At 60.5% G+C, this 24664-nt stretch carries 19 protein-coding genes; 4 read left to right on the forward strand and 15 right to left on the reverse strand.

The window, feature by feature from the left end:
• Positions 1 to 360: 360 nt before the first annotated feature.
• A complete protein-coding gene (locus GOB85_RS01835) occupies positions 361 to 717 on the forward strand; it encodes an Ig-like domain-containing protein (protein ID WP_242011204.1) in 357 nt (118 codons plus the stop codon).
• Between the two features lie 142 nt (positions 718 to 859).
• Here GOB85_RS01835 and GOB85_RS01840 read toward each other — a convergent pair whose 3' ends face one another.
• A complete protein-coding gene (locus GOB85_RS01840) occupies positions 860 to 1309 on the reverse strand; it encodes an Rrf2 family transcriptional regulator (RefSeq protein WP_173575874.1) in 450 nt (149 codons plus the stop codon).
• A gap of 185 nt (positions 1310 to 1494) precedes the next feature.
• Here GOB85_RS01840 and cysK point away from each other — a divergent pair, with 185 nt between their 5' ends.
• Positions 1495 to 2484, forward strand: a complete 990-nt coding sequence (gene cysK, locus GOB85_RS01845) for a cysteine synthase A (RefSeq protein WP_173575875.1) — start codon at positions 1495 to 1497, stop codon at positions 2482 to 2484.
• A gap of 394 nt (positions 2485 to 2878) precedes the next feature.
• Here cysK and GOB85_RS01850 read toward each other — a convergent pair whose 3' ends face one another.
• The 14 genes from GOB85_RS01850 to GOB85_RS01915 form a co-directional block, all read right to left on the reverse strand.
• On the reverse strand, positions 2879 to 4021 hold the full coding sequence (locus GOB85_RS01850; protein WP_173575876.1) for an OmpA family protein: 1143 nt from the start codon (positions 4019 to 4021) through the stop codon (positions 2879 to 2881).
• A gap of 326 nt (positions 4022 to 4347) precedes the next feature.
• The gene (locus GOB85_RS01855) at positions 4348 to 4686 is read right to left on the reverse strand and encodes a DUF1491 family protein (RefSeq protein WP_173575877.1); all 339 of its coding nucleotides are present in this window, start codon (positions 4684 to 4686) and stop codon (positions 4348 to 4350) included.
• A 3-nt stretch (positions 4687 to 4689) separates the two neighbouring features.
• On the reverse strand, positions 4690 to 6495 hold the full coding sequence (locus tag GOB85_RS01860) for a S41 family peptidase (protein ID WP_173575878.1): 1806 nt from the start codon (positions 6493 to 6495) through the stop codon (positions 4690 to 4692).
• A complete protein-coding gene (locus GOB85_RS01865; protein WP_173575879.1) occupies positions 6492 to 8561 on the reverse strand; it encodes an RNB domain-containing ribonuclease in 2070 nt (689 codons plus the stop codon). Before GOB85_RS01865 ends, GOB85_RS01860 begins: the two co-directional genes overlap by 4 nt.
• Before the next feature lie 36 nt (positions 8562 to 8597).
• Positions 8598 to 11294 (reverse strand): type I DNA topoisomerase, encoded by a 2697-nt coding sequence (gene topA / locus GOB85_RS01870; protein ID WP_173575880.1) that lies wholly within the window; start codon positions 11292 to 11294, stop codon positions 8598 to 8600.
• Between the two features lie 36 nt (positions 11295 to 11330).
• Positions 11331 to 12476: a DNA-processing protein DprA gene (gene dprA / locus GOB85_RS01875; RefSeq protein ID WP_338421611.1), complete on the reverse strand. Its 1146-nt coding sequence runs from the start codon at positions 12474 to 12476 to the stop codon at positions 11331 to 11333.
• A 30-nt stretch (positions 12477 to 12506) separates the two neighbouring features.
• A complete protein-coding gene (gene plsY / locus GOB85_RS01880; RefSeq protein WP_173575881.1) occupies positions 12507 to 13136 on the reverse strand; it encodes a glycerol-3-phosphate 1-O-acyltransferase PlsY in 630 nt (209 codons plus the stop codon).
• Entirely contained in the window at positions 13133 to 14464 is a 1332-nt protein-coding gene (locus tag GOB85_RS01885) for a dihydroorotase (RefSeq protein ID WP_173575882.1), read from the reverse strand. Before GOB85_RS01885 ends, plsY begins: the two co-directional genes overlap by 4 nt.
• A complete protein-coding gene (locus tag GOB85_RS01890) occupies positions 14461 to 15420 on the reverse strand; it encodes an aspartate carbamoyltransferase catalytic subunit (RefSeq protein ID WP_173575883.1) in 960 nt (319 codons plus the stop codon). The genes GOB85_RS01885 and GOB85_RS01890 overlap by 4 nt, the downstream gene beginning before the upstream one ends.
• A complete protein-coding gene (gene gltX / locus GOB85_RS01895; protein ID WP_173575884.1) occupies positions 15413 to 16816 on the reverse strand; it encodes a glutamate--tRNA ligase in 1404 nt (467 codons plus the stop codon). The genes GOB85_RS01890 and gltX overlap by 8 nt, the downstream gene beginning before the upstream one ends.
• Before the next feature lie 90 nt (positions 16817 to 16906).
• A complete protein-coding gene (locus GOB85_RS01900; protein WP_173575885.1) occupies positions 16907 to 18472 on the reverse strand; it encodes an FAD-dependent oxidoreductase in 1566 nt (521 codons plus the stop codon).
• 38 nt (positions 18473 to 18510) lie between these two features.
• Complete coding sequence (locus GOB85_RS01905; RefSeq protein WP_242011205.1) at positions 18511 to 19548, reverse strand: SDR family oxidoreductase; 1038 nt, start codon at positions 19546 to 19548, stop codon at positions 18511 to 18513.
• A gap of 405 nt (positions 19549 to 19953) precedes the next feature.
• On the reverse strand, positions 19954 to 21468 hold the full coding sequence (locus tag GOB85_RS01910) for a sodium:solute symporter family protein (RefSeq protein WP_173575886.1): 1515 nt from the start codon (positions 21466 to 21468) through the stop codon (positions 19954 to 19956).
• Positions 21465 to 21644, reverse strand: a complete 180-nt coding sequence (locus GOB85_RS01915) for a DUF3311 domain-containing protein (RefSeq protein WP_173575887.1) — start codon at positions 21642 to 21644, stop codon at positions 21465 to 21467. The genes GOB85_RS01910 and GOB85_RS01915 overlap by 4 nt, the downstream gene beginning before the upstream one ends.
• A gap of 92 nt (positions 21645 to 21736) precedes the next feature.
• Between GOB85_RS01915 and GOB85_RS01920 the strand changes: the two genes are divergently transcribed.
• Both GOB85_RS01920 and GOB85_RS01925 read left to right on the forward strand, forming a co-directional pair.
• Positions 21737 to 23155, forward strand: a complete 1419-nt coding sequence (locus tag GOB85_RS01920; protein ID WP_173575888.1) for a protein adenylyltransferase SelO — start codon at positions 21737 to 21739, stop codon at positions 23153 to 23155.
• Between the two features lie 38 nt (positions 23156 to 23193).
• Entirely contained in the window at positions 23194 to 24660 is a 1467-nt protein-coding gene (locus GOB85_RS01925; RefSeq protein ID WP_338422444.1) for a sugar porter family MFS transporter, read from the forward strand.
• The last annotated feature ends 4 nt before the right edge of the window (positions 24661 to 24664 follow it).

The raw sequence follows: 24664 nt of genomic DNA on the forward strand, positions 1-24664 counted from the left end.
GATCCGGGTGATTATTCGGGAGCTTTCCACCGTCACTTCTGCCGAATCGAAGTGCCTGCGTGCCATCCATGCCGGAACGCGGCCTTTCAACCGCGGGCATGTTGCTCTAGAGCGTGTGTCATCCTGACCGGCCGCGAATCGCGGTCAGGTCGAAGACTTTTCCACTCAACAGAATTGCGGAGCCTTTGCGTGCGACTGCGAGTTTTTGTCATGCCGGTCCTTACTGCCGGTCTTCTGACGGGATGCAACCATGGTCCGCTTCAGACGGGTGCTTCCGGAACTCCGGACCCTTTCGGCAGTGTCAGAACGTCTGCTGTCTGTCAGGTGTCAAAGCCTCAGGCAGGAGCGACCGGAGTTCTTGTGAGCTCCATGACTGTCCGTAGTGACGACGGGCGCTGTCTTCTGAGTGTCGCGCCGCCCGATGGCGGAAGTTATGCTTCCTTCGGTGTCTCGCCGGCACCTGAACATGGGAAAGCGTTTCTCTACACTCTGAACGGTCAGGTGCAGGTCTCTTACACGCCATCAATGGGTTACGCAGGCTCTGATACGTTCACGGCAATTCTGATCCGTGGCCCTGGTCAGAAACGGGATCGGCTTACGGTCAATGCAACCGTGGACGCGACAGGAGTTGTGATGCCGAAACCTGCGGTTGCTGCACCGGCAAAAGCAGGCAAAGAGCCGGCAAAGAAAACGACGACCCGCCGTCGGCATAAATAACGTTTATTTTCGTCGCTGCCGGACTGTCTCTCTGGTCTGGCACGCACGGCACGGCCAGTCACCAGGTTAACGTGGCACAGAACTGAATCAGGCTGGTGTCTGGCCGGAAACAAACCACCTGATGGTCTGTTTCCGGCGCAAGTCAGATCGAGAACGAGATCGGCTCGGTCAGAGGCTTGCGGAGGCCTGCGGCTTCGGCACGCCTGACGAGATCATCAAGGGTCAGTTCACGCAATTTTGCCACCAGCCCTTCTTCCTGTTCGGACCAGAACGGGTCGATGACTTTTCCGAACAGATCGCCGGATGGTCCGTCATCGCTCTCGGCATCGGTATTCACCACTGTTGCGACGATCTCGGCGACACTGATATCGCGGCGGGGACGCCCGAGATGATAGCCACCGCGAGGGCCGCGCACGCTCTCAAGCAGAGAAGAGCGCGAGAGAGTTTGTAGCAGCGGTTCGATTCCACGACGGGCCAGACCTGCGCGTTCGGCGATATCGGCGGCGCTCACCGTACCGGTTCTTCCCGCATGGAATGCGACATCCAGCATAATAAGCACGGCAATAAGTGCGCGATCCCGGCGCAGCAGCATAATCGTTCCCCGGATGCCATTATTTTCACCCCACCTATACCTCAGACAAAGGGGTTCGTCACATATGCTTTTGATCAGATGTAAATAACCTCTCGCATGACATTATCCACGCCGACACCACGTGCTATACTCTGGAAATTATTCATCATAACCCTGCCCGTTGGGTATTCGCAGGAGAAATCCGGATGGCCTCAAAAACAGACGTTCAGCACGGAAATTTCGGGTTCGCTCCGCCGCATGGGCGGGTTTTCAACTCCATTGTAGAGGCTGTTGGCGGAACGCCGCTCGTTGCGCTGCCACGCCTGACGGAAGAGGATGATCTTCCTGCTGACGTGCTTCTCAAGCTGGAGTTTTTCAATCCGCTGGGCTCGGTAAAAGACAGAATCGGGGCGGCAATGGTCATTGCCGCGGAGCAGGAAGGGCTGATCACGCCCGGACGGAGCGTCCTTGTCGAGCCAACTTCCGGTAATACCGGCATCTCGCTGGCATTTGTCGCGGCATCACGAGGATACCGGCTGATTGTCACGATGCCTGAAGGTGCTTCGATCGAACGCAGGAAAATGCTGCGTCTTATGGATGCTCAGGTTGAACTGACGCCGTCACGGCTTGGGATGGCCGGGGCTATTGCCCGCGCCAGAGAGATCCTCAAAACCACGCCGGATGCATGGATGCCCGGGCAATTCGAGAATCCGGCCAATCCTCTTGTTCATGAAAAGACAACCGCTGAGGAAATCTGGCAGGACACGGATGGCGGGGTCGATATCGTCGTTGCCGGCGTGGGGACTGGCGGGACGGCTTCGGGCATTGCTCATGCGCTGAAGCCCCGGAAAAAGGGGCTGGAAGTCTGGGGCGTTGAACCTGTTGAAAGTGCGATCCTGAATGGTGACGAAGCGGGGCCTCACGGCATACAGGGTATCGGACCAGGGTTTTGTCCTCAGACACTGGATGTTTCATCTCTGGATGGCGTGCTGACTGTTTCTGAACGGGAGGCCATCGCGTCCGCGAGGCGCTGTGCGCGTATTGATGGTATCCCGATCGGGATTTCATCGGGAGCCGCCCTTCACGCCGCGATCATGCTTGCAAGACGACCGGAGAATGAGGGCAAAACCATTGTCGCCATCGCGCCGTCTTTTGCCGAGCGCTATCTGTCCACTTCGCTTTTCAACGGGCTCTGAGGAACTCGCGAGGTTGCTTCCGCTTCCAGAGCAACCTCGCTGTTTCTGGCGTCCGGTGGCGTGTTTATTGTGCGCACACCTGGAAGGGGCCGCAGACCCCTTCGCCCTGATCCGTTGATAAACAGGCCGGTTTCCAAAGCCTCTGTTGTCATTACGTGTTGATCTTTGATATTATTTCAAAGGGTTAACAAAAGATCGGGATCTGTCCGAACCCGGAAGGGGTCGCGGACCCCTTCACCCCGATATGTTAATCAATAAGCAGGTTTCCAAAGGTCTGCGACCTTTGGTGGGTTCCAGGGCAAAGCCCTGAGAAGGTGTCCGCACGTAACGCTAACAGAACCCGGACGCTCTCATCCGGAGGCCGGTCTCCTCAGCCTCTGATATCAGATGAAAATCACCGGAGAATGATTTCCACGCGACGGTTCTGGGGTTCACGCACGTCTGGTCCGGTTGCGACGATCTGATGTGTCTGGCCAAAGCCATTCACGCCGATGATCGTGCCTGCCACGCCGTCACGCACCAGTTCGGCTTTCACCGCGTTCGCGCGCCGCAGAGACAATGTCATATTGTAGCTCTCTCCGCGCGGTCCCGGATGGGCTGCGGACGAGTCCGTGTAGCCGGAGACTTCGATCCGCGTGAGAGCAGTATGGGCTGAAGCCTGAGCGGCAACCGCGACGATCGACCGGGCACGGTCGGTAAGACCGGATTTATCCCAGTCAAAAAATACGAGGTAGGTCCGGGCGGCGGCGGGAGCAGGAGCGGTAATCTCGGGTGGCGCCGGAGGCGGCGGAGGCGGCGCGGGATTAAACTCGTAACGCAGACCGAGCATCAGGGAGTGATTGAAGTCGGTCACTGTATCCCGGTTGCCGGACGCGAAACTATATTGTTTCGCAACGTTCCTGCCGCCGATCGTTCCCATAGCCGTTGAACCATGGGACTGCGGGCCGAGCATCGTCCAGAAACGGTATTCCGCTGTCGCGGACAGGCCCACGACCCAGGGCACCGGGAAGGCCAGACCGAAAATGCCCTGATAGGTAACGTTTCCGAATGTGCCGCCAACATGCTGGGACAATGTGCTGCCCGGAGCGGTGATGGACGTGTTCATGGCGGTCCAGCCGTAGCCAACACCGGCGCCGAAATAGGGAAAGAGCCAGCTTTTGCCGATATCCATATCGAAAAGCGCGTTCGCCATGACGCCATAAGTCTGGCGTCGGCCATCCGCTCGTGACTGCACGGAATTCGTCACAAAGCGCTGATAATCCATGTTGCGGTAATTGCCTTCGACCTCGACACGAAACCCGTTTCCAAGTCCGTAACCGACCGAGCCGATTCCCACGGCGCCGGTGCGCCAGCGATCACGGCCATCGGGGAACATTGCACTGGAACGGACCCGCTGGTCCTGGTTGAAGGTCGCGCCACCTTCGCCCGCAACATAAATTCCCTGAACTGGCTGAGCGAGTACCGGGCTGGACAGAACACATGCGATAAGCGGCGCTGACAGGACAGAGCCTGCGAGAAACCTGTAACGCAGCTTCATTATGTTCTCCTCATGCCCGGACCGCCGTCCGCCCTGTGCCGACCATCCGGTAACGCGATCTGACGTCATACCACCTGGCACTGTTTTGCCGAAAGCGGGGTTTCGCGCAACTCGGAACAGCAGATCCGCTCTCCGGCGCCCGCTTCATAACTGCGCAGGAAACCTTTTTCCCGCGTCATCAGGTGCGGAAACAATAGCCTGAATCACGGAACCACCCGTAAAAAACGCCTGTGACCCCCGAAGTTCCTTCGACATGGCTGGCAGTCCGGAAACTGTGGCTCGTTTACAACTATTTACGACTCTTTTGAGGAAAACATCCCGGATCGTCACAACAGGCGTGCTTCGAAGGGGGGTGTGAAGTCGGTTACGCGAAACTCCAGCACCCACAGATCCGGATCCCGTCCGACCTGACGTGTGACATAGGCGCTGGCATCGGCTTCGCTGACGGGTTCAGAACCGCTGCCACGTATCCATGCTGGCGAACCGTCAGGCGCACGCGTCTGGGCAAGCACGACAGCCTGTTCTGACGGATCAAGCAGGATGGCGAGAACGCCTCCGGCATCCTCGTCTCCCCGCCGCAGTCTCATAGCCGGATATCCGGCCTGATTAGACTGACGAAGGACCGCGCTCACCCAGAGCGCGGTTTTAAGTCGGGGTTCACTCACAGATTATTCAGCTCCGGTATCTGTATTCGTATCTTCCGGCACCATGGCGAGCGCGGTGCGGTAAGCGGTCGGGTTTTCCAGCACGCTGCGGGCCAGTTCGAGGTCCATATCGCCTCCCAGAGCGGCCGGACAGGCTTTACGGATCTCAAGGATATGCGAAACGGGCACAGGATATCGCGCCAGACGAGACTGACTGACAGGTTCCGGATCAAGGGCATGTCCTGCCTCAAGCGCCTCGAGTTGTCGCTGCGCATCCGCGGCGCCCCGGCTTGTGCAAAGCTGCGGCATGACGCCCAGTGCCTGGAGGGGCCAGCCTCCGGGAGCGATCACCCGGCTCCATGTTACGAACAGTTCGCCCCGGTCCGGGAGCTGCGCGACGGTCTGCACAAGCCCTTTCCCCAGTGTGGCGCTGCCGATAACGACCGCACGGTGGTGATCCGCCAGCGCTGCCGCGAGTATTTCTGCGGCGCTGGCTGTCCTTCCGTCGACCAGAATGGCGACGGGCAGCCCGCTGGTCATGTCGCCGCCCTGAACCGCCCAGATATGGTTGGCCTGCGGATCCCGTCCTTTTGTTACTACGGCGACACCGCGGTCCAGGAGGAGAGCGGCCGCCGTGACCGCCTGCTGGAGGACGCCTCCGCGATTTCCGCGAAGATCAAGAATCAGTCCGCGCAGACGATGGTCCTGTGATGCCTGATCGAGATACTGGCTCATCTCTTCAGCGGTCTCGCTGGAAAAAGACGTTACCCGGAGAACGACCAGCGGTCCGCTTGTAAACGCAAAGACTGTCTCGGGAGGAACCTGCGCGCGTTGCAATGAGACGGTTTTGGCACGTCCGCCCGGCGTTGAGGCCAGCTTCAGCGTCACCACCGTGCCGGGCTCCCCCTTCACCATGGCGTCCACATCCGCAACGGAGCGCCCGGCTACGCTGTGGCCGTTTACTGCCAGAAGTTCCTCGCCGACATCGACGCCGGCTGGCCAGGCCGGGCCGTTGGTGTTGACGGCGGTCACCACAATCATGTGCTGTTCCCGACCGGCGCCGCGTCCGGATCGTGTCGGCACGGAACGGGTTCGCTCACCGAACGAGAGGCCGGCCTCGCCCATGCCTCCGCTTCTCGCTTCGCGATCATTATCGGCTGGCGCGGGTGCGACATAGCGCGAATACGGGTCGAGATGGTTGAACAGTTCGTCGAAAAAGCTCTGAGCGAGCCCGTCGGAACCTGCTGCCCGAATGGTATCGGAATGATCCCAGGCAGCCGCCAGAAAGGCCGTGTCGACGTCTGTCCAGCCGCGCATATCGTCTGCCGGCGGGATGGCGCGCGTTAACAACGTTGTCTGTCCGAGCATGAGCTGAAGGCCGGAGAGTCCTTCCAGCACGCGGAATGACGGGTCCAGCGAACTGATCCCTCCCAGCCCCCACAGACTGAACTGGCGGGCGGAATAAGGCTGCAATGTGCGCGGCTCGAGAAAGGCCATTGCCGTGGCGATCACCGAGCGCATGAGAGCGGTGTCCATCCGGGGCTGCACGACCTGCCCCTCAGGCGTGACGGAGGGCGGAACCGTGTCCGGGCGGGCGGACTGTTCGGCGTGAACCGGTCGCGCGACCGGCGCCGGAGAGCGGCCGGTTCCCTGTTCCGGGGCGGTTCCGTCTTCATCCCGGGCGGAGACACTCTGGCCGTATGCGGCACCGGCGAGCCAGAGAATCAGGATGATTGCCGGGGCGGCGACATGTAGAGAGCGGCTGACAGACGGACGAGTCCGCAGAAGGGAGGCATGCTCCGCGATGGACAGCAGTGCGGCCCTGGTCATGGCTGCCTGTCCGCGAGCGCAAAAATGCACTGAAAAGTGGCTTCTCTGAGCGCTATCGGTCGCACGCGGACTGCCGTTCCTTTTTTTGGAATCCGCTGACCGGACGAAGCATGACGAAGCATCCCGGATTCGGGCCGTTCTTTGCTTATCCTGTTCAAATCTGATGCCATATTTTCGCAGACTGCCGGGTCAGACACCAACAGACCGGTAAGCTCGGGTTCAGTCAATGAGACCAGAGCGCCGAACGGGGTCTCGCCTGTTACATAGCCTGTAAAAATCCGGTTTGTCTGACGTGAAAGATACCATCCGAGCAGTCGGCGCTGCGCATCGCGCGTGGCGCAACCGGCCCGGGCTTCCCTTAAATCGAGATGCGTTGTCAGGCTTCCGGAAAGCCGGCGATCAGAGTCGTTTTCTGCTTCTCCAAGGAGAGCACGATGACACACCAGATCCGCATAACGTCTGATTGGACTCGTAACGTGCGCGTAGGCATCAAGAGCAAGCGCAAAATGCGCTGATGCGGTGCTGCTGTAAGATGCGGCAGGCAGCACGGATTTTTCCGGAACAGGTGCTTCGCCCATGAGGTTCGCCCGCACCATCTCCGGGTCTGGCGGAGCCGGATGAATTCGGAAAATTCCGGGCAGACGACGACTTTTCATCGTTCGGGCGGCGGCGAGATTGGCCTGCACCATGAAATTTTCGATCAGCCGGTGACTTTCGAGTGGCGCCATCGGAGCGGCTGTCAGACTTCTCGTATCCGGAGCAATCGATACCCGATATTCGTTCCGTTCCAGCGACAGAGCGCCACGCTTCCGACCTTCGGCGGACAGAGTGGCATGGGCGGCATAGAGCGTTTCGATCAGACCGGGCGGCAGTTCTCCGGGCACGCTTTCGGCGCCTTCATACATGCTCTGGAGCTGATCATAGGTCAGACGTGCGCGGCTGCGCATAATGCAACGTTGAATCTGTATGTCCCGCTGGTGGCCGGCTGAATCGATCCGGATGTCGAATGCGACACAGAGCCGGTCGATCCCCGGTCGGAGCGAACACAGATCATCGGACAGTTCCGGCGGCAGCATGGGGATCACACGATCGGTAAAATAGACTGACAATCCTCGTTGCCGGGCTTCGCGGTCAGGGGCTGATCCGGGCCGGACATAATGAGCCACATCGGCGATGGCGACGATCAGGCGGAACCCGTCCCCGTCGCGGTCGGCCCATATCGCATCGTCGAAATCACGGGAATCCGGGCCATCCACAGTTATGAACGGGATGGTGCGCCTGTCCTGGCGTCCCGCAGCGAGCGCCGCGGTGACGTCGACCGTTTCGCAGGCATTCGCTGCATGATCGACGTTCTCCGGGAACGCCTCAGGCAGATCATAATCCGCGATGCTGAGCTGGCTCACGATGCCCGGATCATCGCCCCGGCCCAGTATTCGCGTCACACGCGCGTCGCGTTTCGCGATCGGGATCGCGGTAACGAATTCACCTGAGGCGATACTGGTTTTGTCGTCCGGAGCGACATGCCACTGGCCATCCGCATGTGGATTAACGGGGTCGATCAGATACCCTGCGGGGGCTGATTGCAGCAGACCAGTGAGTTTTGCAGCGGGACCATCGAGAACACGCAGGGTTCGTCCCTCAAATCGCCCGGAGCCCAGCGCTCTTAATCGCGCGAGAACGCGGGTGCCGGCGATCAGCGGCGGTCGGCCCGGAAGTTCGCGGGTCATGAACACGACCGATGGCCGGGCATCTTCTCCCGGCTGTGACAACACTCCATCACGCTGAATCAGGCGGGCGACGGGGTCACCGTTGCGATCCATGCCGGTTATGACCACGGGGCTGACGAGTGGGAGATCACGCACGCCACGAATTTTCCCTGCCAGACCCTGCTCACAGAAGACGCCTTCCAGCGTCATGACGTGCAACAGTTCACGCAGGGCGGCCTTCTGCGGTGCGCCGATCCCCAGCGCACGCAGTATGTCTCCGACGGAAAGCGGCTGCACGGCAGACCGGAGCACGTTAAGCAAAGCATCCCGGTCGACCGGCGTTAACCGACGCGTCTTCACGCTACTGCTCCGCGTTCCTCTGGTCTGGTGTAAAGCTCAGTCCGCGTCCTTCGTTGCTTTACTTTTCGCGGCTTTGCTCCGGGTCGTTTTCGGCTTTGCGGCTTTCGCTGTCGTCGCGGGTTTTTTCTTCGGAGTTTTTCCGTCCGCCGCAGCTTTTTTTGTCGCGGTGGCTTTTGCCTTAGGCTTTGTCGTCTTTTTCGCGGCGGTCTTACCACCCTTTGCCTTCAGTGGTTTGCCCTTTTCAGCGAGCAGAACCAGCGCGCCGTCGAGCGTGGTGTCATCCATGCTCTCGCCACGGGGAAGGTTCGCCACCACCTGGCCGTGCTGAACATAGGGACCGAACCGTCCCTTGCGGACGAGCACCGGTTCACCGTCTTTCGGATGCGTGCCGAGGGTCCGGATGGACGCCATCTTCTTCGCCAGCGCATCGACAGCACGGTTCAGGCCGACGCTCAGAACGTCATCGTCCTTGTCGAGCGAGCCGTAGATGGCACCCATTTTCACATAGGGTCCGAAGCGGCCCAGACCGGCTTCGATAGGTTCGCCGAATTCAGGATGGATGCCGACAATCCGGGGCAGGCTGAGAAGACCGACGGCCTGATCCAGTGTGATGGAGGCCCCCTCCATGCCGCGCGGTAATGACGCCCGCTTCGGTTTGGCTTTCTTGTCTTCGGGGTCTGGCTCACCCTGCTGCACGTAAAGCCCCCACGGGCCACGACGCAGAGTGATATCCTCGCCGGTGCCGGGATGCTGGCCCAGAAGGCGCATGCCGTCTTTCAGCCCCTCACCGCCGTCACCTTCTCCGCCATCGATCGCCAGCCGGCGGGTGTACTGACATTCAGGATAGTTCGAGCAACCGATGAACGCGCCGTAGCGCCCGAGTTTCAGGCCGAGCCTGCCGGTGCCACACGCCGTGCAGTGACGCGGATCTGTTCCATCCGCGTTGGGCGGGAAGAAATGTGGTCCGAGATCCCGATCGAGTGCGTCGATCACTTCGGTGATGGTCAGATCTTTGGTCTGGGCGACGGCAGCCGAAAAGGCTTCCCAGAACGCACTCATCACAGCGCGCCAGTCGACCCGGCCACCGGAAATATCGTCGAGCTGCTCCTCCAGGCCCGCCGTGAACTGCGTATCGACGTAGCGCTCGAAGAACGACACGAGGAAGGCCGTTACCAGTCTGCCCCGGTCTTCGGGGACAAAGCGGCGGCTTTCCAGGCGCACGTAACTGCGGTCGCGCAGAACGGTGAGGACGGAGGCGTAAGTGGAAGGACGGCCAATGCCGATCTCTTCCATTTTCTTCACCAGAGACGCCTCGGAATAGCGTGGCGGCGGCTGGGTGAAGTGCTGCTCGGCTTTGACATCACCGCGTTTGAGCGGGTCACGTTCGTTCATCGGCGGGAGCATACGACTTTCATCGTCGGCCGCTTTGTCGGTTTCGTCCCTGCCTTCCGAGTAGAGCTTCAGGAAGCCGTCGAAGGCGATGATGGAGCCGGTTGCGCGCAGGACGGTTTTTCCCGGCACGTCCGCGACGTCCACGGCGACCTGATCCAGTTCAGCGGACTGCATCTGGCTGGCGACAGCGCGCTTCCAGACAAGCTCGTATAATTTGCGCTGTTCGTCCGAGAGGTGGCGGGCCATCGAGGCGGGTGTGCGGCTGACATCCGTCGGGCGAACGGCCTCATGGGCTTCCTGGGCGTTCTTGGCTTTCGTTGTGTAGACGCGCGGCTGCGGCGGGACGTAGCCGGGGCCAAAATCCTGGCCGATATGACGCCGGATATCAGCGATCGCCTCGCCGGCCATCGTGACGCCGTCGGTTCGCATATAGGTGATGAGGCCGACGGTTTCGCCACCCAGATCGATGCCTTCATAGAGCTGCTGGGCGGTGCGCATCGTGTTCTGCGCGCCCATTCCCAGTTTCCGGGAGGCTTCCTGCTGAAGGGTCGAGGTTGTGAAGGGCGGCGGGGGGTTACGGCGAACCTTTTTGCGCTCGACGGAGCGGACGGAGAAATTACCTCCGAGCACGGCATCCCGTGCGGCTCCGGCATCGGCTTCCGTGGCGAGATCGAACTGGTCGAGCTTCTGCCCGTTCAGATGGGTCAGTTTCGCTGTAAATGAGGCGCCGGCCGGTGTCATGAACGTTGCGGCGACGGTCCAGTATTCGCGGGTTTTGAAGACCTCGATTTCAGCTTCACGCTCGCAGATCAGCCGCAGCGCGACGGACTGCACGCGGCCTGCGCTCTTCGATCCTGGCAGCTTGCGCCACAGGACGGGAGAGAGCGTGAAGCCGACCAGATAATCGAGCGCGCGGCGGGCTAGGTAGGCCTCGATCAGCGGCATATCCAGATCGCGCGGGTGCGCCATCGCGGTTTTGATGGCGCTTTTGGTAATTTCGTTGAAGGTGACGCGCCGGACATTTACGCCCTTGAGCGCCTTCTTCTCTTCGAGCATGGCGCGCACGTGCCACGAGATTGCCTCCCCTTCCCTGTCCGGGTCAGTGGCGAGGTACAGTGTGGTCGCGCCCTTGAGGGCTTTTACGATCGCATCAACCTGTTTCATGCCGCGCTCATCGGACTGCCAGCTCATGGCGAAGTCTTCGTCGGGGCGGACGGAACCGTCTTTGGGCGGCAGATCGCGCACATGGCCGAACGACGCCAGGACGGTATAACCGCTTCCAAGATACTTATTGATTGTCTTCGCCTTGGCAGGCGATTCAACCACGACGACGTCAGTCATGCTCTCTCCGAGCCGGCCTGAAACCTCAGACTTTCGTCATTCTGTTTCAGCCGGCACCAACAGGACAACGGCTCCCCCAGGGAGCGTTTCCACCCGTCCGGCAAGCTCGAACTCAGTCAGAACCGTCAGGACCGCGGAAACGGAGAACTGACAGTGCCGGACCAGATCGTCAACCGCGACCGGTGTGTACGAGAGAAGCGACAGCACCCGCCCGCGCACTGTGTCAAGCCCTGAAGACTCCCCGCCTGCGTTCTCTCCCCACGGAGACTGCCGCTCCGCGAACCCGGAAAAGAGCTGGTTACCGCCTGATATATCGCTGCGCAAAAAAGGAAGAATGTCAGCAATATTCTCAACGAGATAGGCGTTCCGGCTTCGCAAAAGATTATTGCTGCCACGGCAGCGCGGATCGAGAGGCGATCCCGGCACGGCGAAAACGGCCCGACTGTATTTATCCGCCAGGTCGGCTGTGATCAGACTGCCGGACTGCACCGCGGCCTCGACGACAACCGTGCCCAGAGACAGCCCGGCAATCAGCCTGTTGCGACGTGGAAAATGACGGGCCTGCGGCACGGTGCCCAGCGGGGCCTCGGTGACGACGGCCCCTTCCTCCGCGATGCGCGCCTGTAAGGCGGTGTGTTCGGGCGGGTAGACGACATCAATTCCGCCCGCGATGGCGGCGACGGTGCCTCCCCAGTCCGGAAAAGTGCCATGCAGCGCGCCACGATGCGCGGCGCCATCGATTCCACGAGCGAGACCCGAGATGACGGTCACACCTGCCCGGGACAGCTCCGTTGCGAGACTTTCCGTAAAACGCATCCCTGCCGCCGATGCGTTGCGGGCTCCAACGATGCCGACACCATGGGCAGCAAGGCAGGCCAGATTACCCATCACGGTCAGGACCGGCGGAGAGTCAGGAATCTCGGCGAGAAGCGGGGGGTATTCCGGATCACATAACGTGACGATTTTCCCGCCGAGCGCCTGTACGCCCGCGATCTCTTTTGCAACCGAGGCCTCATCGGCAATCTTCAGCGGACCGCGTCGCCCGCCCCGGCGGGCGCAGTCTGGCAAAGCGGCCAGAGCGCTCTCTCCCGACCCGTACTCTGCCATCAGCCGACGCCATGTCACCGGACCGACATTTTCTGTACGGGCAAGCCTGAGGAGCGCCGGAAGATCAGGATTCACGCGTGCGGCCTGTCATTCTCTGCCCAAAGATCACTGCCCGATCCGCGGCTCACGGCCACTGAGCAACCGGGTGATGTTTTCACGATGCCTGAAGAAAATCACCAGTGCGATCAGCGCGCCGGCCAGGGGTTTTTCGGACTCTGTAAATGAGTGGCCATGCTGAAAGAACAGGATGACCGGCATCACAGCGAAAGCCAGCAAAGCACCGGCTGATGAGATTCGTGTGATTTTCGCGCCCAGAACCCAGATGAGGCAGCAGGCGAGTCCTGCAAGTGGTGACATGGCGAGCACAACGCCAAGCCCGGTCGCGACGCCTTTGCCGCCTCTGAACGACAGCCAGACTGGAAAACAATGACCGATCACGGCAAAGATCGCTGCCGTTGCTGTCGCTCTGTCAGCGAGGTCGGGGGGGCACATGACCCAGGCGATCATGACCGCGAGAATGCCTTTGAGCGCATCCAGGGCAAGGGTCGCCGCCGCCAGATCCTTCCGGCCTGAGCGGAGAACATTTGTCGCGCCGATATTGCCGGAGCCGATCTTGCGGATATCGCCGCCGCCTGACAGCGCGGTCAGCACCAGACCGAACGGAATACTGCCGAGGAGATAGGAGAATAACGCGACGACGATGATGAGTGTTGCGGGCGATTCAATAAAGCTCACACACCATCTCCAAACACACGCACGCCACTTTTCCAGGTACCGAGAACTTTGCCTTCGAGAGCCCGACCGTCGAAGGGGGTGTTCTGGGCATGACCCGGCAGTTCTCCGGCAATGACTCGCCAGGCGCGATCCGGGTCGAACAGGCAGAGGTCGGCCGGAGCTCCTGTTTCCAGCGTGCCGGCGGACCGTGTCCCTTTTTTGCGTGATGAACCGGACACGCCCAGCAGAGCGGCTGGTTTGCTGGTCAGCAGGGCAAGTGCATCGGACAGGGATAACGTGCCGTCATGGTACCGGGTGAGCGTCACACCGAGGAGTGTCGCAAGGCCAGTTCCTCCGGCTGCGGCCTGTGCGAAAGGCAGGCGCTTGTCGTCAGCATCACGCGGGGTGTGGTCGGAGGCGACGGCGTCGATTGTGCCATCGGCGAGAGCCGCGCAGATGGCGAGTCGATCGACCTCGGCGCGAAGGGGGGGGGAAAATTTCGCGTAGGTGCGGAAATCGCCGATCGCATTTTCGTTCAGATCAAAATACTGCGGCGCGGTGTCACAGGTGACGGCGAGTCCACGTTCTCTGGCACGACGGATCAGATCGACGCCCTCACCTGTCGAGACATGCCCGAAATGCAGCCGTCCGCCTGTCATTTCGGCGAGCCGGATGTCGCGCGCGATCATGATGGCTTCGGCTGCGGTCGGGATGCCGGGGAGCCCGAGGCGGAGGGCCAGTTCGCCATCCGTTGCGCAGCCGGAGCCGGCAAGCGTCGGCTCCTCCGGGTGCTGAACGACCATCGCACTGAAGCCACGGGCATAGGTGAGAGCCAGCTTCATCAGTCTCGCTGTGGCGACCGCGCGGGCGCCGTCGGTGAACGCAACGGCACCGGCTTCGCTCAGCAGACCGATCTCGGCCAGTTCCTCGCCGCGACAGCCTTTGGTCAGCGCACCATAAGGCAGGATCGACACGTGACCCGGCTCTTCGCCGCGCGAACACAGCAGGCGCACCATGGCGGGATCATCGATCGCGGGTGTTCCGGTCGGCAGGACGGCGACGGTTGTGATGCCACCGGCGAAGGCCGCGCGGGAAGCTGATTTTACCGTTTCGCGGTATTCGTGGCCTGGCTCCCCGATCTCGACACGCATGTCGACGAGACCGGGGCAGAGAACCGCGCCGCCACCATTGATGACCACGGCGTCCTCCGGGGCGCCTTCGGCACCGGGCAGATCGATTCCGGCGATGAGGCCGTCACGAACGAGAAGGCGTCCAGGCTGGTCGAGACGGGCGGCAGGGTCGATCAGCCGGACGTTCTCGAAAACAATGGCTGAGGTTGTGCTGCTCATGACCGGTTCCCCCTCGCCAGCCGGTCAAGAACCGCCATACGGACCGCGACCCCCATTTCCACCTGTTCGCGGATCACGCTCTGATCGGAATCGGCGATCTGGCTGTCGATTTCGACGCCGCGATTCATCGGGCCCGGGTGCATGACGAGCGCGCCGGGTTTTGCCAGTTCGAGCCGTTTCCGGTCGAGGCCGTAGAAACGAAAATACTCGCGCGCGCTGGGCACCTGTCCGCCGGACATGCGTTCGTGCTGGAGCCGCAGCATCATCACGACATCCGCGTCCCGCAGTCCCTCCTCCATTGTGTGATGAACCTCAACGCCCAGCGAGGCCATGGCACCGGGGACCAGGGTCGGGGGGCCGACAAGACGCACGCGGCAGGACATGGCGCAGAGCAGGTGGATGTTCGAGCGGGCGACACGCGAATGGGCGACATCGCCGCAAATGGCGACGGTCAGTCCCTCGATACGGCCAAGGTGACGTCGCATGGTCAGGGCATCAAGCAGGGCCTGCGTCGGGTGCTCATGGGTGCCGTCGCCGGCATTGATGACGGAGGCATCGACTTTCTGCGCCAGCAACGCCGGCGCGCCGGACTGGGAGTGGCGGACGACGAGGAGGTCGGCGCGCATCGCATTCAGTGTTGCCGCCGTATCGAGCAGGGTCTCGCCCTTGTTCACGGAGGACTGCGAGACGGACATGTTGACTACGTCGGCGCCGAGACGTTTGCCGGCGAGTTCGAAGGATGTGCGCGTCCGGGTGCTGTCCTCGAAGAACAGATTGATGAGTGTGCGGCCACGCAGACGATCTCTCGGCGTTTTCCGTGAGCCGTTCATCAGCACGTAGGTTTCGGCCAGATCGAGAATCGGGATGATCTGGCTGGGGTGCATACCCTGCACGCCGAGAAGATGGCGGCCTGAGGCGCCGAAAAAACGGGAACCCCCGGCCTGCCCCTCAGCCATTCTGAACGGCTCCGATCCGGGCCAGAACTTCATCCCGTCCGAGTGCCGCGACCGTGGCGTCAATGCCGGGCGAGGTTGCCGTACCGGTCAGGGCGGCCCGGAGTGGCTGCGCGACCTGACCGAGCTTGTGTCCGTGCGTTTCCGCGAACTGACGAAGAGCGCTGTCAATCTGTTCAGCGCTGAACGGGTCCACGACGGCCAGTGCCCGTGCCAGTTCGCCCAGCATGGCTGTGGACTCCGGCGTCAGATTTTTCTGTGCTTTTGCGTCGAAGCTCAGCGGCACCTGTCGTCCCAGGAATGCGGCGCTGTCGGCGAGTTCGACCAGCGTGCGGGCCCGCTCTTTCAGGCCCGGCATGAGTTTCAGCACGCGTTCGCGCGTGATGGCGCCCGTATCGACGCCTTCCCGGCCTGCGAGGCGCTCCATGACGTCATTTGTCAGTCGTTCGTCGTCAGCTTCGCGGAGATAGACGGCATTAACGTGGGTGAGTTTCGTGTAGTCCATCCGCGAAGGGGAACGACCGACGCCATCCAGGTCGAACAGCTTTATCTGCTCATCGCGGGACAGGATTTCGGCATCGCCGTGGCCCCAGCCAAGACGCAGCAGATAGTTGCAGAGCGCTTCCGGAAGGAAACCCTCATCGCGGAATTCCACGACTGACTGGGCACCGTGACGCTTGGACAATTTTGCGCCGTCTGGTCCGTGGATCAGCGGCAGGTGAGCGAAGCGCGGCTGGTCCCAGCCCATCGCGCGATAGATCATCAGCTGCCGGAAGGTGTTGGTCAGATGATCGTCGCCGCGAATGACATGCGTGATGGCCATGTCGTGATCATCGACGACGACCGCGTGCTGGTAGGTCGGCGTGCCGTCCGAGCGGAGGATGATCATGTCGTCGAGTTCGGCGTTCGCGACCCGGACTTCGCCCTGGACGAGATCCTCGATCACCGTTTCTCCTTCGTGATCGGCCCTGATTCGCACGGCATAAGGCGCGCCGGGAGGAGCTTCGGAAGGATCGCGGTCGCGCCACATCCCGTTGTAACGGGGCGGACGGCCTTCGGCCATGGCCTGCTCGCGCATCTGCTTCAGCTCTTCAGGCGTGCAGAAGCATTTATAGGCCTTGCCTGCTGCAAGGAGCTGAAGCGCGACTTCCTTATGACGCTCCACGCAGGTGGACTGGAACACAGGCTCGGCGTCTGCCGTGATGCCCATCCAGCTCAGGCCATCGAAGATCACGTCCACGGCTTTTTGCGTGGAACGCTCGCGATCCGTGTCCTCGATCCGGAGCAGAAACTCGCCACCATGATGGCGGGCATAGAGGAAATTGAAGAGGGCGGCCCGGGCGTTGCCGATATGCAGCAGGCCGGTGGGCGATGGGGCGAAGCGCGTGCGAACGGTCATAGCTGGCGTCCATATCACGGGCCAACGGGAGGTGCCATGGGCTTGCGTGCAGACCCGTGTGTCACTCGTGTGGCACCTGACGCCGGCTGGTCACACGGCTTTTTCCGGTGGCCCGTGCAGCACGAGTTCGCCTGTCACTTTCGGACGGCCCGCCGTGACGGTCCCGACCCATCGGCCCTGCTGTGTCAGAGTGACGGTGAAATCGAATGTCTCCGCGTCGCCGTTAAAATCGGCATGATCGAACTCTTCCTGGTAACCCACATATTCCAGCTTTGCATCGAACTGCTGTGTCCAGAACCATGGTAACTGATCGAACACGCCTGACCCGTTCATGCCAGACTGGTTCATGCCAGACTGGTTCATGATGGAACGTGCGACCTGTCGCCCCTGCACTTCGGCAGTCCGCCAGTGTTCGATTCGCACCATGCTGCTGCCATGCGGGAAGCGCGCAGCATCGCCCGCGACGTAGACACCGGGGGCAATCTGCAGGCGCTCATCGACATCGATGCCGCCATCCGGGGCACGAAGGTCCGCAACAAAATCCGTTGCGGGCGTGACGCCGGTGCCCATGATCACGAAATCGGCGGAGATATGCGTGCCGTCATCGAGTTCGACACCCTCAGCCCGGATGTCCCCTGTGATGGCGGTGACACGGCGTCCGGTGCGGAGGACAACACCTTTTTCCTCATGCAGGGTCATCAGACGACGTGCGGCGCGTTCGCCGAACACATGGGCAAAAGGCACATCCATGGGGGCAACGACTGTCACGTCCAGACCACGCATTGTCAGGGAGGCGGCTGTTTCCATCGCGATAAAACTGCCTCCGCAGACCACAGCGCGGCTGGCGCCCGTTTCGATCCGGGAGTTGATGGCTTCAGCATCTTTTGCATGACGCACTGTGAAGACACCGTCTTTTTCCACACCGGGAATGGCCGGACGTTTTGCGGTGCTGCCAGGTGCGATGAGGACATGGTCGGCATCCATTCCGGTGCCATCAGCCAGCGTGATACGTTTCGTGCCGACATCCAGGGCTGCCACCTTGTCGCGGATACGTCTGATTGCGTGGATCGACCACCAGTTGTCCGGGCGCAATCCGGGAGGTTTTCCGTTTTTTGCTTTTCCGGCGAGAACAGTCTTGCTCAGTGCTGTGCGGTCGTAAGGTGAGGCACCATCATCGTCGATGAGAGTGATCGTGCCGGCAAAGCCGAACTCACGCAGCGAAACAGCGGCTGCCGTACCTGCGGCGCCGCCCCCGATGATGATCGCGCGCTCGTTTTCACGCGATGACGGTGCCCTGCGCTGCTGTTCAGGATGAGGCGAAATCAACACACGGCCGTCACTGATTTCCACCGGATAGACCGGCAACGGATCGAACGAGAGAGGTTCGATGAGACAGCCGTCATTCAGGGAGAATTCGGCTTTGTGCCACGGGCAGGCCAGGCGACCGTCACAGACGGCGCCTTTTTCCAGCGGAGCGCCTTTGTGCGGGCATTCGGCGCCGAATGCCCGCACATCACCCTGTGGTGTCCTGATAACAATGACCGGGGTTCCTGCGACATCCACACGCACCGGCACATCGGATAAGACTTCCGATATGGCCAGAGCGTCGTGCCACCGGACGACAGTTTCAGGAGTGTGGGTGACACCATCAGTCATCACTCAGTTTCCTTATTCAGGACATCAGGGTGTTGGGCTTATCCCGGAAGGCCGTTGCCGGCATTGATGCCGATGACCTGTCCGGTCATGTAGCTGGACTCCGTCGAGGCAAGCTGGACATAAACCGGCGCGATCTCGGCGGGCTGACCGGGGCGCCCGAGCGGGACAGAGTCACCGAACTTCTCGACATTTGCCATCGACTGGCCACCGCTGACCTGGAGTGCTGTCCAGAACGGACCAGGCGCTACGGCATTGACTCTGATACCGCGCGAGACGAGCTGCTTTGCGAGGCCTCTGGTATAGTTCGCGATACCGGCCTTCGTGATTGAATAATCCAGAATATTGACTGACGGATTATAGGCGTTTGTCGAACTGGTGAAAATCATCGTTGAGCCTGGCGGCATCAGCGGAATTGCGGCTTTAGTCAGCCAGAACAGCGCATAAAGATTTGTTTTTAGCGTCCAGTCGAAATCTTCTGTCGTCAGATCGAGTACATCGTCATAGGCGTGCTGACGGCCGGCGCAGTTCACGAAGATATCGAGGCCACCCAGTTTGTCCGCTGCGTGTCTGATCAGGTTTTTGCAGAACGATTCATGGCGAAGATCTCCTGGCAACGCGACGAATTTACGCCCTGCCTGCTGAACGAGTTCACCGACTTCGCGCGCATCACTCTCCTCGGCGGGAAGGTAATTGATGGCCACATCGGCGCCCTCCCGCGCGTAAGCGATCGCTGCCGCACGTCCCAGGCCGGAATCGCCGCCTGTAATCAGCGCTTTCCGACCGGCGAGACGACCGCTGCCGCGATAACTTGTTTCACCGTGATCGGGCTTTGGAATCATTTTCGAGGCGAGGCCCGGCCAGGGCTGCGGCTGCGCCTGGAACGGAGAATGCACATAAAGCTCACGCGGATCTTTTAGCGGACCCGCCCCGCCCGGATTTCCTTCCGACGCAGCACTGGCCTCCTGAGCCGTGGCCCTGTTGCCGGCCACCAGCGGAACTCCCGCAACGGCGGCGACACCGGCGGCTCTGAAAAGAGCACGGCGCCCGCTATCGTGCGTTTCGTTGTCATCGCTCATGCAATGTCCTTTCCGTTTGAGGCGGTCAGACGACAGGCAAAGCGCGTGACCACCTCTCACCAGGGTTGTCAGACACCACTGGCGTTTCCATTCACTCTGCCTTTGTGAATATTACGCCGGATTTCAGGGAATGTTCCCGTTAGCGAACACGGATGTCCGCATAACTGTTACCGGAGAGGGTCATATGGGCCACAATTCCGGTGCGGGCCGCTGATATGGCGCACCCTGAAAGAAGGGGCTCCACGTTCGGAAACTCTCTTTTTTCAGGAAGAGAGGGTTTTGACTGGTTCTGTTGTCGTTACGTGTTGAAGCCTGAATTTTCAAAGGGGTGGAAGAAGCCGGGGTCTGGCCGAACCCGGCAGGGACCGGAGCTTTTCCGGTCCCGAGGATTTTACCGGATACGGGTCACTCCGCTGACTGCGGGCGAACCGCATGACCGGGCACAAAATGCCGGACTATCGTAAAGGCGGCGACCACAGTGATATTCACAGCCAGCGCGATCAGTCCGGTGGAAACAAGCTCCGAATAGCCGGCGAATGACAGCGTGTGCACCGGCTTGAGACCATCGACCCAGCACATTCCGAGCCCGACCACCATTCCGATCAGCCAGCCGGCCATCATGCCAACCGTAGAGTAATTGATCCGGAACAGGCCGAGAACCAGTGCCGGGAACGTTTGCAGGATGATCACGCCGCCCAGCAGTTGCAGATCAATGGCAAACTGCGCGTTCAGAAACAGGACGCAGAGCAGCGCGCCCAGTTTTACGGCGAAGGCGGCAATGCGACTGCCGGTTACGGTGTCATACTGTTTCGGCAGAATGTTGTGCGTCAGCAGATTGGCGGCGCCGATTGCCATGACGGCGGCTGGTACCAGTGCGCCGATTGCGATTGCCGCGAAGGCGAAGCCTGCGAACCAGTCAGGAAACAGTTTCAGGAACAGCAGCGGCACGACCAGAGAGTGTGTCTTCGTATCGATTCCGGCGACGTGCGCCATCATGCCGAGCATTGCGATCAGCCCGAGCACGATCGTGTAGATCGGAAGATAGACAGCGTTCTGACGCACTGTATCGGCTGATTTCGCGGCGAGGATGCCTGTCAGCGTGTGTGGGTACAGGAAGGCCGCCAGTGCTGATGACAGAGCCAGCGTGGCGTAGGGCACAAGCTGAGCGCTTTTCAGCACATGCGTGCCGTCCGGGGGTGGGAGCACGGTGTTCATGGCGCTGAACATATGCCCGTAGCCGCCGAGTTTCAGCGGGACGAGAGTGACGGCGGCGATGACCGCGATGTAGATCATCACGTCCTTGATGAACGCCGTGAGGGCCGGCGCATGCAGGCCGCCGAACCATGTGTAGGCCGCCAGCGAAACGAACGCGATGACCAGCGGAATATCACCGGGAAGGCCGAGCGCCTGCACGACAGTCCGGATACCGATCAGTTGCAGGGCGATATAGGGCATCACTGCGACCAGGCCCGATATCGCGACGGCCAGTTCGAGTGTCCGGCTGCCGAAACGTGCGCGTGTGATGTCGGCTGCGGTTCCGTGTCCGCCATCATGGGCGATTTTCCACAGGCGGGGCATGACGGCGAAGATGAACGGATAGACGATAATTGTATATGGAAGCGCGAAGAATCCGTATGCTCCGACTGCGTAAACCAGCGCAGGGACGGCAATCACGGTATAGGCTGTATAGAAATCGCCTCCGACCAGGAACCAGGTGATCCAGGCGCCGAACTGTCGTCCGCCGAGCCCCCAGTCTTCGTTGCCGTGTCCATCCCCGACGGGCGTGATGTCAGCTTTCTTTTTTCCGCCGGAAAGAAAACCGCGCCAGTGCGAGACTGTGCTGCCGAGAATGATTGTGATGCCGAAAAACGCGATAAAAACAATGAGCGCGAGCGTGTCCGCCGCAGGAACGCCGTTCATGCCCGCTCTCCTTTTTTCCAGGCGAGCCAGATCAGCACGGACGTCACCGGCACCCAGGCGAACTGGTACCAGTAGAAGAACGGAAACCCGAGCAGAACAGGCCCCTGAAAGTTGTAGAAGGGCACCCAGAGAAGGCCCACGAACGGAGCCAGCAGTAGTATATTGAAAATTTTCATGAAGCCGACCGCTTGTTTTTTTTGTTTAGGGCCTGAACGCACTGTAGAAGCGCCATACATTAAGTCAATAGATCCAGCGGGAGGACCACCCCATGCCTTTTTCATCCAGCTACCGGCCTGCCGTGGATCACACCACTCTGGGTGACGCGTTTTATGACGTTGTGGAGCCGGCAGAGTTTCCTGAGCATATTCTGCGTTATCGCAACCGGAAAGCGGCTGCCACAGTCGGTCTCGACACGCTTACAGACGAGGAATGGATCAATCATTTTGGCCATTTTCAGCCGCTTCCGGGTTCGTTACCTCACCCGCTCGCGCTGCGTTACCACGGTCATCAGTTCCGCCAGTACAATCCTGATCTGGGTGACGGACGTGGTTTTCTCTTCGCACAGTTGCGTGACAGCAACGGACGGCTGCTGGATCTCGGAACAAAAGGCAGCGGGCGAACACCCTGGTCACGGGGCGGCGACGGACGACTGACCCTTAAAGGTGGAGTGCGTGAGATCCTGGCGGCCGCCATGCTGGAGGGCCTTGGGGTCGATACGTCGCGCGCTTTCAGTCTTATTGAAACCGGTGAACACCTTGAGCGGCATGACGAGCCCTCCCCGACCCGGTCCGCCGTTCTGGTACGTCTCAGTCATTCCCATATCCGGATCGGTACGTTTCAGCGGCTTGCCGCGCTGGGAGACACTGCTTCGATCCCGCTGCTGGTCGCCTACGTGCTGGAGACGTACTACCCTGACATTGTTGTCCCTGAGGGTGGCAATCCGGCACTCATTCTGTTCGAGGCTGTCTGCGGGAAAGTTGCGCGCGTTGGTGCACAATGGATGGCGGCAGGATTTGTGCATGGTGTCCTGAATACGGACAATATCGCCATCACCGGAGAAAGCTTTGATTATGGCCCGTGGCGGTTTCTGCCACGGTTTGATCCGTCTTTTGTGGCGGCTTATTTCGATCATAGCGGTTTATATTCATATGGACGGCAGCCTCAGGCTCTGGTCTGGTCTCTGGCGCGGCTGGCCGAATGCCTGCTCGAAACCGCACCTCATTCTGCCCTTAGCGAAATCATTTCTTCTTTTCCTGCTCTCTATGAAAGTGAACTGGACGCGGCGTGGTGCAGGAGGATGGGGGTCGTTCAGACCGGGCCTGAAGATGATCGCGCCCTGCGTCATGCGGTGACACTGTTCATGGAAAAGTCCGGAATTCCCTTCCCTGCGCTGCCGTTTGACTGGTATGGTGGCCCCATAAGCACAAGACGAGCGATGGAATCTCCGCGGGCGGCGTTCTACGCAGAGCCTGGTTTTCAGCCGGTTCGCTCTTTGCTCGACGCCCGGGCCGCATTGCCGGGGATCATGCCTGATCATGCGTATTTCAGGGCTGAAACACCTTGTGACATGCTGATCGGGACCGTTGAGACGTTGTGGTCTGCTCTGAGCGAGGACAACGACTGGACGGCGCTTGATGCCATACTCGGGAGGATCGGCGTTATGTCTGATGCTCTCGGAACAGGCTGACTATAGTTGCCACATCGAAAGGAATGATTTTGGACGCGATACCCTGTTCTTCCCCGACACATTCAAAGACAGTCGCCAGGGCTGTCGACGCAGCGGATATTTCTCCTAACGCCCATCGCACTCTCTGGATCGCAGCCACCGTGGCCGCAATATGCGGCGGCCTCTATGGATACGATACAGGCATCATTTCCGGTGCCCTTCTGCTTATGACGAAGGAGTTCCATCTCAATACCGGGATGCAGGCCACTGTCGCCTCCGCGATCCTGATTGGCGCGACGTTTGGTGCGGTTGTTACCGGCTGGTTTTCTGAAAAATTCGGACGGCGGACTACCGTAATTGTTGTGACGGCCATTTTTGTGATCGGGGCTATTGCATGCTCCCTGGCTCCGGATGTGATGTCACTGATTGCCGCGCGTGTTTTCCTTGGGCTGGCCGTTGGTGGCGCGACCCAGGTGGTTCCGACGTATATTTCGGAACTGGCTCCGCATAACCGGCGCGGCACTCTTGTCACGATGTTTAATGTTGCCATCGGGATCGGCATTTTGCTGGCCAATATCGTGGGCTTTGCCATGCGGGACGCCTGGGGCTGGCGGCCAATGGTCTCAATCGCTGCCCTGCCTGCGGCGTTTGTCTTTGTGTCGATGTTCTTTCTGCCAAAGAGCCCGCGCTGGACAGCCGAGAACGAGGGCATCCGATCTGCGGTCAGGCAACTGAGCCGTGTGCGCTCCAGCCGGAAACAGATTCGCCGTGAGATGCATGAGATTCACGAGAATGCCACGGGCATCGATGATGACGAGCGTGGCTGGCGTGGTCTGGCTCTCCCCTGGGCGCGTCCGGCTCTTGTCGCCGCACTGGGTGTTGCGTTTTTCACGCAGGCCGGCGGGCTTGAGATGATGATCTATTATACGCCGACCTTCCTGTCCGATGCCGGTTTCGGGGAGTCTTCCGCGCTGCTCGCAAGCCTTGGTGTCGCGATTATCTACTGCATCATGACACTGCTCGGCTGCCTTTTCGTTGACCGGATCGGGCGTCGCCGTCTCGTTCTGATCATGGGGCCAGGTTCGGTGCTCAGCCTGATCGGGCTTGGCATCATGTTCGCCATTCATCCTGACAAGGGGTCTGCCGGCAGTTATGCGACTGTGGCTTTTCTGCTGCTGTTTATGCTGTTCAATTCTGGCGGCATTCAGGTTGTGGGCTGGCTGATTGGTGCTGAGATGTTTCCTCTCCCGATGCGCGGGGCAGCAACAAGCCTGCATGCCGCGGTGCTGTGGGGCAGTGATTATCTGGTGACACGCACGGCGCTGCCTCTCGTGACTCTGATTTCGCTGGGCGGAACGATGTGGGTGTATGCGGGGGTTAATCTGGCCTGCACGCTGTTCGTGCTGTTCTTCGTTCCCGAGACGGCTGGCGCGACACTTGAGGATATCGAGACGTCGCTTCGTGACGGCACATTCCGCCCGCATCTCGGGGAAAATCCTTCGATCGCCCATAAGGCAGCGGCTTAACGCT

The organism is Acetobacter fallax (assembly GCF_011516735.1).
Classification (GTDB): Bacteria; Pseudomonadota; Alphaproteobacteria; order Acetobacterales; family Acetobacteraceae; genus Acetobacter; species Acetobacter fallax.

Bases quoted from the DNA above. Each gene is read 5' to 3' on its own strand.
- GOB85_RS01840 (WP_173575874.1), bottom strand. From the start codon at position 1,309: ATGCTGCTGCGCCGGGATCGCGCACTTATTGCCGTGCTTATTATGCTG.
- cysK (WP_173575875.1), top strand. From the start codon at position 1,495: ATGGCCTCAAAAACAGACGTTCAGCACGGAAATTTCGGGTTCGCTCCG.
- GOB85_RS01850 (WP_173575876.1), bottom strand. From the start codon at position 4,021: ATGAAGCTGCGTTACAGGTTTCTCGCAGGCTCTGTCCTGTCAGCGCCG.
- GOB85_RS01860 (WP_173575878.1), bottom strand. From the start codon at position 6,495: ATGACCAGGGCCGCACTGCTGTCCATCGCGGAGCATGCCTCCCTTCTG.
- topA (WP_173575880.1), bottom strand. From the start codon at position 11,294: ATGACTGACGTCGTCGTGGTTGAATCGCCTGCCAAGGCGAAGACAATC.
- GOB85_RS01885 (WP_173575882.1), bottom strand. From the start codon at position 14,464: ATGAGCAGCACAACCTCAGCCATTGTTTTCGAGAACGTCCGGCTGATC.
- GOB85_RS01890 (WP_173575883.1), bottom strand. From the start codon at position 15,420: ATGGCTGAGGGGCAGGCCGGGGGTTCCCGTTTTTTCGGCGCCTCAGGC.
- gltX (WP_173575884.1), bottom strand. From the start codon at position 16,816: ATGACCGTTCGCACGCGCTTCGCCCCATCGCCCACCGGCCTGCTGCAT.
- GOB85_RS01900 (WP_173575885.1), bottom strand. From the start codon at position 18,472: ATGACTGATGGTGTCACCCACACTCCTGAAACTGTCGTCCGGTGGCAC.
- GOB85_RS01905 (WP_242011205.1), bottom strand. From the start codon at position 19,548: ATGAGCGATGACAACGAAACGCACGATAGCGGGCGCCGTGCTCTTTTC.
- GOB85_RS01910 (WP_173575886.1), bottom strand. From the start codon at position 21,468: ATGAACGGCGTTCCTGCGGCGGACACGCTCGCGCTCATTGTTTTTATC.
- GOB85_RS01915 (WP_173575887.1), bottom strand. From the start codon at position 21,644: ATGAAAATTTTCAATATACTACTGCTGGCTCCGTTCGTGGGCCTTCTC.
- GOB85_RS01920 (WP_173575888.1), top strand. From the start codon at position 21,737: ATGCCTTTTTCATCCAGCTACCGGCCTGCCGTGGATCACACCACTCTG.